This window comes from Mycobacterium sp. UM_Kg1 (genome assembly GCF_000972925.1).
Lineage (GTDB): Bacteria > Actinomycetota > Actinomycetes > Mycobacteriales > Mycobacteriaceae > Mycobacterium > Mycobacterium hiberniae.
The window spans coordinates 1-4,980 of the sequence record NZ_JRMK01000211.1; the positions used below are offsets into that span (position 1 = coordinate 1).

8 protein-coding genes are annotated in these 4,980 nt (G+C 69.2%); 3 read left to right on the forward strand and 5 right to left on the reverse strand.

The genetic code is table 11. The features are described 5' to 3' along the window. The 3 genes from LI92_RS19785 to LI92_RS19795 all read right to left on the reverse strand — a co-directional run. Window positions 1-426 (reverse strand): hypothetical protein (locus LI92_RS19785; RefSeq protein WP_192830099.1); only part of this gene is annotated, 426 nt, incomplete at its 3' end. Between the two features lie 51 nt (window positions 427-477). Next, a complete protein-coding gene (locus tag LI92_RS19790; RefSeq protein ID WP_046321972.1) occupies window positions 478-936 on the reverse strand; it encodes an SRPBCC family protein in 459 nt (152 codons plus the stop codon). Between the two features lie 23 nt (window positions 937-959). Continuing rightward, window positions 960-1,226: a DUF2530 domain-containing protein gene (locus LI92_RS19795; RefSeq protein ID WP_046321973.1), complete on the reverse strand. Its 267-nt coding sequence runs from the start codon at window positions 1,224-1,226 to the stop codon at window positions 960-962. A 39-nt stretch (window positions 1,227-1,265) separates the two neighbouring features. On the opposite strand from LI92_RS19795, the gene LI92_RS19800 reads away from it, so the two are divergent. Then, window positions 1,266-2,099, forward strand: coding sequence for a TrmH family RNA methyltransferase (locus LI92_RS19800; RefSeq protein WP_046321974.1), 834 nt, complete (start codon window positions 1,266-1,268; stop codon window positions 2,097-2,099). After that, the gene (locus tag LI92_RS19805; RefSeq protein ID WP_046321975.1) at window positions 2,096-2,371 is read left to right on the forward strand and encodes a DUF2537 domain-containing protein; all 276 of its coding nucleotides are present in this window, start codon (window positions 2,096-2,098) and stop codon (window positions 2,369-2,371) included. Before LI92_RS19800 ends, LI92_RS19805 begins: the two co-directional genes overlap by 4 nt. Here LI92_RS19805 and sepH read toward each other — a convergent pair. Together sepH and serC are read right to left on the reverse strand one after the other, a co-directional pair. Further along, on the reverse strand, window positions 2,362-3,138 hold the full coding sequence (gene sepH / locus LI92_RS19810; protein ID WP_046321976.1) for a septation protein SepH: 777 nt from the start codon (window positions 3,136-3,138) through the stop codon (window positions 2,362-2,364). The genes LI92_RS19805 and sepH overlap by 10 nt on opposite strands. 147 nt (window positions 3,139-3,285) lie before the next feature. Beyond that, a complete protein-coding gene (gene serC / locus LI92_RS19815; protein ID WP_046321977.1) occupies window positions 3,286-4,404 on the reverse strand; it encodes a phosphoserine transaminase in 1,119 nt (372 codons plus the stop codon). A gap of 186 nt (window positions 4,405-4,590) precedes the next feature. On the opposite strand from serC, the gene LI92_RS19820 reads away from it, so the two are divergent. After that, a partial coding sequence (locus tag LI92_RS19820) for a diiron oxygenase (protein ID WP_046321978.1) occupies window positions 4,591-4,980 on the forward strand: 390 nt, incomplete at its 3' end.

A 4,980-nucleotide genomic window follows, 5' to 3' on the forward strand; every position in this document is an offset into this window, starting at 1 on the left:
GGCAGCGTCAGATGTGTATAAGAGACAGCTGTCATACAGCGTGAAGGGCAGGCTGATGAAGCGGTTGAACAGCCCCACGGCGGCCGCCACCTCAGCGTTGAACAGGCCGACGATGTCGAATGCGGCGGCGGCGCCCGGCACGTCGAACGCGTCGGCCGCGCCGGGCAGCAGGTCGTACAGGTTGGTGTCGCCCGGCAGCAGCTCGAGCAGATCGGCGTCGCCCGGCAGGTTGAGCTCCTCGGCGACGGCGGTCAGGTCGAATCCGGCCAGCGCATCGAAGCTGTCAGCCACCGCATTGCCGGCCAGCGCCACCTGCACCGATACCACCGGCAGGGGCCGGCTGGTGGCCTCAAGTGACGCCGCCGCGGGGGTCAGGCCGGCGGCCAGTAAGGCCGTGGCCGCCAGCAGCCCAGTTCCGGATTTCACCGATTCCATGGATTCCTCCCAGTTCCGACGGTCATCACTCCGGTGCCTGTTTCAGCTGCCTTCGGCGGCGGCCTTGATCTTGGCCAGCGAGGCGTTCATGCCCTCGACCAGCTCCTGCTCGAAAGCGGGCGTCCCGCCCATGAACTTGCCCACCAGAAACGCCGAGACCGCGGTGGTTTCGCCGTTTTCAGCGTGCCGGCTCTCCACCACGCGCGTCCCCTCCGCGGTCGGCTCGAGCTCATAGCTCCACACGGTGCGGTTCTCGCTGACGCGGAAAGCCAGCTTGCGCTCCGGGACGTATTCGGTGATGACGGAGCGGGTGGGCCAGTACATCCGGCCGCGCCGGTTGAAGTTGATGGTGTGGGTGCCCGGGCGTACCGCGCCCATCGGCTTCATCCACCTGCACTGCGGGCTCCACTCGGGCATCCGCCGGAAGTCCGAGATCAGTGCCCAGACCTTGGCAACCGGCGCGTTGATGTCGATCTGCGCCGTCAGCAGTGGGGCCGCCATGGCATTCCTCCTCGATTGTCGGTTCACAACTCTATTTCGTGTTCCAGTCCGGTTTGCGCTCCGCGCGCGCCGCGGCGTGCCGCGGCACGCTGCACCAGAAAGACGGTGGTGCCGATCAGCCCGACGCCCAAACCCCCCACACTCACCGACCGCCAGCTCTCCAGGGCGGGCACCGTGAACGCGGCGAGCGTCGCGCAGCAGAAGCCGACGAATCCCGCGCCGATCACCGGCCACACGCGAAGCAGTGCGGTCGGCAGCGGGGGTGGTTCGGGGGAGTGTGGAGGGGTCATCGCCGTTGACGTTAGCGCCTCGCCGGTAAAGTCCACGCAGTGACCAGGGTCGTTGATGTTATCGATATCGACGACCCCCGCGATGCTCGGTTGGATGACTTCCGCGACCTCAACAGCATCGATCGCCGCCCGGACCTGCCGTCGGGCAAGGGGCTGGTGATCGCCGAAGGGGTGCTGGTGGTGCAGCGGATGCTGGCCTCGCGGTTCACCCCGCGGGCGCTGCTGGGCACCGACCGCCGGTTGACCGAGCTGAGCGCCGACCTGACCGGCCCCGACGCCCCCGACGTCCCGTTCTATCGGGTGTCGGCAGAGGTGATGGCCGAGGTGGTGGGATTTCACCTCAACCGGGGGGTGCTGGCCGCGGCATCGCGAGTGCCCGAACCGTCGGTGGCCGAGCTGGTGGCGGGGGCGCGGACCATCGCGGTGCTCGAGGGCGTGAACGATCACGAGAACCTGGGGTCGATCTTCCGCAACGGCGCGGGCCTGGGCGTGGACGCGGTGGTGTTCGGCAGCGGCTGCGCCGACCCGCTCTACCGGCGTTCGGTGCGGGTCTCGATGGGCCACGCCCTGCTGGTGCCGTTCGCCCGCTCGGCGGATTGGCCGGCAGACCTGGCGATGCTGCGTGAGCAGGGATTCCGCTTGCTGGCGATGACGCCCGACCCGGGCGCGGCGGTGCTGTCCAGCGCCATGACCACGCTGCGCGACGAGCGGGTGGCGGTGCTGGTCGGAGCGGAGGGGCCGGGCCTGTCAGAGCGGGCGATGCGCGCCAGCGACCTGCGGGTCCGCATCCCGATGTCGCGGGGAACCGACTCCCTCAACGTCGCAACGGCGGCGGCACTGGCGTTCTACGAGCGCAGCAGGCCGGCGCAATGACGTCCAGACCGCGTACGCCGTGGGGTACGGGTCTGACCGTGGCCGCATTCGCCGCGGCGGTGACCGGCACCGCGATCGCGGTCTTGACGCTGGGCCTGCTCCGGGTGCACCCGGCGGTGGCGGTGGTGCTCAACGTGGTCGCGGTGGGCGGCCTGGCTCCGACCGTGTGGGGTTGGCGGGGCACGCCGGTGCTGCGTTGGCTGGCGCTGGGCGCCGGGTTAGGGGTGTTGGGCGGGTGGCTGGCGCTGCTGGTGCTGGTCGCTCAGCGCTGACCGGTCGAACGGACCCCGAGCAGGACGTCCTCCCACCCCGGTACCGGGGGTTTGCTGCGGCGGGCGCGGGTGCCCGAACGCTGCTGGACCGGTTCCTCGTCGACCTCCGCGGGGGCGGACGGCTCCTGGAAGTCCAGCGCCGCGACCGCGGCGACCGGCCGCAGCGGACGGTCGAAGTCGGGGTCGATCAGCTCCATGGCCGCGTCGTCGACGGCGGTGACCGTTCCGCCGTGTGCGCCCGGAGTGAACCGGAAGTGGGCGACGTTGTCCGAGCGCCCCGCCTTCCAGGCCAGCTGGACCGTCCAGCGTCCGTCGTCGTTGCGCCACGCGTCCCAATTGGTGCTCTCGGAGCTCAGGCCCCGCGACACCAGCGCGGAGGTGACGACCTCCAGCAGGGTCGAGACCGCCGGGCCGTCGGCCAGTACCGGGTGGGCGGCGGCGGCGAGTTCGGCGGCCCGGGACCGCTCAAGCAGCACGGGGTGGGCGAAGCGCTCCACCCGGGCGACGTCGACACCGGCCGCGGCGGCCACCTGTTCGACCGAAGCCCCGGCCCGGATTCGGGCCTGGATGTCCTTGGGTCGCAGCATGCTGCTGGCCGCATCGGCGGTGTTCTTTCCCACTCGGTGGCCCTCGCCGCGGACCGCGCCGCGCAACCGGTCGTCGATGCGCACCCGGAACATCTCAGTCGGGTCCTCGCCGTCGCCGGCGCTTTCGCAGATGATGTGGTTGCCGTCGACGTCGAGGCCGATGGCCCTCAGTTCCCGCATGACTTCTCCTCGCGAACGCCGGTTACCTGCGGACTCTAGTCCAGTCGACAGCCCGGTCCGGCGTGACACACCGGCGTTATAACGATCCGATCACGGGCGTGGGCAGATGCGGGGCCGCTGAGGTCTAAGCCCCGTTCGCAGAGACGCTCAGAGGCGCTCGACCACCCAATCCACGCACGCGGTCAGGGCGCTCACGTCGTCGGGCTCCACCGCCGGGAACATGGCGACCCGCAACTGGTTGCGGCCCAGCTTGCGGTAGGGCTCGGTGTCGACGATGCCGTTGGCCCGCAGCACCTTGGCGACCGCCGCGGCATCGACCTCGTCGACGAAGTCGATGGTGCCCACGACCTGCGAGCGCAGCGCCGGGTCGGCGACGAAGGGCGTGGTGAACGGCCGCTGCTCGGCCCAGGAATAGAGCCGTTGCGCCGAGTCCGCGGTGCGCTTGACCGCCCAGTCGAGCCCGCCGTTGCCCAGCACCCAGTCCAACTGTTCGGCCAGCAGCGCCAGGGTGGCGATCGCGGGGGTGTTGTAGGTCTGGTTCTTGGTGCTGTTGTCCACCGCGATCGGCAGCGACAGGAACTCCGGCACCCAGCGGCCGGACGACGCGATGGCCTCGATGCGCGCCAGTGCGGCCGGGCTCATGATGGCCAGCCACAACCCGCCGTCGGAGGCGAAGTTCTTCTGGGGGGCGAAGTAGTAGGCGTCGGCCTCGGTGATGTCTACCGGCAACCCGCCGGCACCCGAGGTCGCGTCGATCACGACCAAGGCATCGCCGGCGCCGGCGGGCCGGCGCACCGGCACCGCCACCCCGGTGGAGGGCTCGTTGTGCGCCCAGGCGATCACGTCGACCGACGGGTCGGACTGCGGTTCGGGGGCACTGCCCGCGTCGGCCTTGATGATGATCGGGTCGCCCACGAACGGGTTCTTGGCCACCGCCGAGGCGAACTTCGCGCTGAACTCGCCGTAGGTCAGGTGCAGCGACCGCTTGTCCACCAGCCCGAACGCCGCCGCGTCCCAGAAGGCCGTGGATCCGCCGTTGCCCAAAACCACTTCGTAGTCGTCGGGGACCGAGAACAGCTCGCGCAGTCCGGAACGGACCCGGCCGACGAGGTCTTTGACCGGAGCCTGCCGGTGCGAGGTGCCGAACAACGGCGCGGCCGTGGTGACCAGCGCGTTCAACTGCTCGGGGCGGACCTTCGACGGCCCGCAGCCGAACCGTCCGTCGGCGGGCTTGATGGTGTCCGGGATTGTGAGCTGTTCAGCCATGGGCTCCAGCGTAGACAGCGGCCTATACCCTGCCGCATCGCAGGTTTACTGTGACGCAGATCACTTGTGGTGCTTGACACCTGTCACGCCCACAAGGTTGGACTCGGCCCTAGACGGGTAACCGATACCTGCGGTACCGTTGTACATACGCCTAGTAAATGTAAACGACTGGTGGAGGTGTCTCTGATGGCTCAGAAAGCAGCCCGAACCCGGATCGTGCGCCGGTGGCGGGCCAACATGGAAGTGACCGACGACCCGGCCTACGTCGAGACGCTCAACACCCTGTCGGAAGGCTCGGTGCGCCGGAACTTCAATCCCTACACCGACATCGACTGGGACAGTCCTGAGTTCAAAGTCACCGACAACGACCCGCGCTGGGTGTTGCCGGCCACCGACCCGATCGGCCGGCACTGGTGGTACCAGGCGCAACCGCAGGACGTGCAGATCAAGATCGGCATGTGGCGCCAGGCCAATGTCGCCAAGGTGGGCCTGCACTTCGAATCCATCCTGATCCGCGGCCTCATGGAGTACGCGTTCTGGGTGCCCAACGGTTCACCCGAGTACCGCTACTGCCTG